This is a genomic window from Ramlibacter sp. (assembly GCF_013697775.1).
GTDB lineage: Bacteria > Pseudomonadota > Gammaproteobacteria > Burkholderiales > Burkholderiaceae_C > Ramlibacter.
Genome location: NZ_JACCWG010000407.1, coordinates 1 through 2,338, shown reverse-complemented (window position 1 = coordinate 2,338; position 2,338 = coordinate 1). Strand labels below are relative to the sequence as shown.

At 69.8% G+C, this 2,338-nt stretch carries 2 protein-coding genes; both read left to right on the top strand.

Features of this window, described 5'->3' with window-relative positions:
- The coding region (locus H0U68_RS20745; RefSeq protein WP_296358800.1) for an AMP-binding protein at positions 1 to 989 on the top strand (989 nt) is incomplete at its 5' end.
- Between the two features lie 118 nt (positions 990 to 1,107).
- Positions 1,108 to 2,223: an alanine dehydrogenase gene (gene ald, locus H0U68_RS20740; RefSeq protein WP_296358799.1), complete on the top strand. Its 1,116-nt coding sequence runs from the start codon at positions 1,108 to 1,110 to the stop codon at positions 2,221 to 2,223.
- Positions 2,224 to 2,338 lie beyond the last annotated feature (115 nt).

Sequence of the window (2,338 nt, the reverse complement as noted above, 5' to 3'; positions counted from 1 at the left end):
CCACGGCGGCGGTCGGCCGCGCGGTGTTCGGCATCGGCCCCGACGCGCGGGCGCTGCTGTGCGCGCCGCTCTACCACAGCGCCCCCGCTTCCTACATCAACTTCTGCGCGCAGGCCGGTGCCACCTTGCGGCTGGAGCCGCGCTTCGACGCGCAGCGCCTGCTCGAACTGGTGGAGCGCGACCGCACCACGCACCTGTACCTGGTGCCCACCATGTACCAGCGCCTGCTGCGCCTGCCGCAAGCGCAGCGTGCTGGGCACGCTATCGGCTCGGTGCGCTTCGTGGCATCCACCGGCTCGCCGTGCCCGCCGCAGGTGAAGAAGGCGATGATCGACTGGTGGGGCCCCGTCATCAACGAGGCCTATGCATCCAGCGAGACCGGCTACGTCACCTTCATCGGCTCCAATGAATGGCTGGCGCATCCGGGTTCCGCCGGCCGCGTCGTCGGCAACGCAGTGCTGAAGATCCTGGACGACGACGGCAACGAAGTACCGGCGGGCACCACCGGCCTCATCTACGCGCGCCAGCCGGCGTACCCCGATTTCGTCTATGCCAACGACACCACGGGCGCGCGCGCCGCGATGCAGCGCGACGGGCTGGTCACTCTGGGCGACGTGGGCTATGTGGATGCCGAGGGCTACCTCTACATCTGCGACCGCAAGTCCGACATGGTGATCTCCGGCGGGGTGAACATCTATCCGGCGGAAATCGAGGCGGCGCTGTCCATGCTGCCGGGCGTGGCCGACTGCGCGGTGTTCGGCATCCCCGACGAGGAATGGGGCGAGGCGCTGGCCGCCGCCGTCCAGCCGCGCCCCGGCGCCGTGCTGTCGCAAGACGACGTGAAGGCGTTCCTGCGCGAGCACATCGCCGGCTACAAGGTGCCGAAACTGGTGGAGTTCCACACGCAGCTTCCGCGCGAGGACACCGGCAAGATCTTCAAGCGCAAGCTGCGCGCGCCGCACTGGGAAAAGGCCGGCCGCGCGATCTGAATCCGGGCCGGTGGCGCAATCAGCCCCCCTAATGCGCCCGCTCGAATCCGCATCACGCTTGGCGGAATGCCGCATGCGTTTCCACAATGCGGCGAGATCAATAACACGGAGACACACCATGCGCATCGGCGTACCCAAGGAAATCAAGAACCACGAGTACCGCGTCGGCCTCACTCCGGCGAGCGTGCGCGAGCTGGTGCGCCACGGCCACGAGGTGTGGGTGCAGGCCGGCGCCGGTGCCGGCGTGGGGCTCGATGACGACCAGTACGCCGCTGCCGGCGCGCGCATCGCGGCCACCGCGGCCGAGACCTTCGAACAGGGCGAGATGGTCGTCAAGGTGAAGGAGCCGCAGCCGCAGGAAATCGCCATGCTGCGCAAGGGGCAATTGCTCTACACCTACCTGCACCTCGCGCCCGATCCCGCGCAGACCGAAGGCCTGGTCAAGTCCGGCGCCGTGTGCGTCGCCTACGAAACCATCACCGCGCCCGGTGGCGGCCTGCCGCTGCTGGCGCCCATGAGCGAAGTGGCCGGCCGCATGTCGGTGCAGGTCGGCGCCACGCACCTGGAAAAGGCGCAGGGCGGCCGCGGCATCCTGCTGGGCGGCGTGCCGGGCGTGCCGGCCGCGCACGTGGTGGTGCTGGGCGCCGGCGTGGTCGGCACCAACGCGCTGCAGATGGCCGTGGGCATGGGCGCGCAGGTCACGGTGCTGGACAAGAGCATCGACCGCCTGCGCCAGCTGGATCTGGTGTACGGCAACCGCATCGCCACGCTGTTCTCCACCACGCACAGCCTCGAAGAAGCGGTGATGCAGGCCGACCTGGTGATCGGCGGCGTGCTGATTCCCGGCGCCGCGGCGCCCAAGCTGGTCACGCGCGAAATGATTTCCCGCATGAAAAAGGGCTCGGTGGTGGTGGACGTCGCCATCGACCAGGGCGGCTGCTTCGAGACCTCGCATGCCACCACGCACGCCGACCCCACGTATGTGGTCGACGGCGTGGTGCACTACTGCGTGGCCAACATGCCGGGCGCGGTGCCGCGCACCTCCACCTTCGCCTTGAACAACGCCACCATCGGCCACGCGCTGGCGCTGGCGGACAAAGGCTGGCAGCAGGCGCTGCGCGACGACGCGCACCTGCGTGCCGGCCTGAACGTGGCGCTGGGCAAGGTGGTGTGCGAGCCGGTCGCGCGCCAGCTGGGGTACGACTACGCACCACCGGAAACCGTGCTGTCCTGAGCGGCCGCGCGGCGCGTGATCAGGCGCCCAGTTCGGCCGGCACGCCGAAGCGCCGCGCCATCGCCTCGCGCCCGCGCGGCGTGAAGCGCAGGCCGCGGCCGTCCAGGTCCTTGGC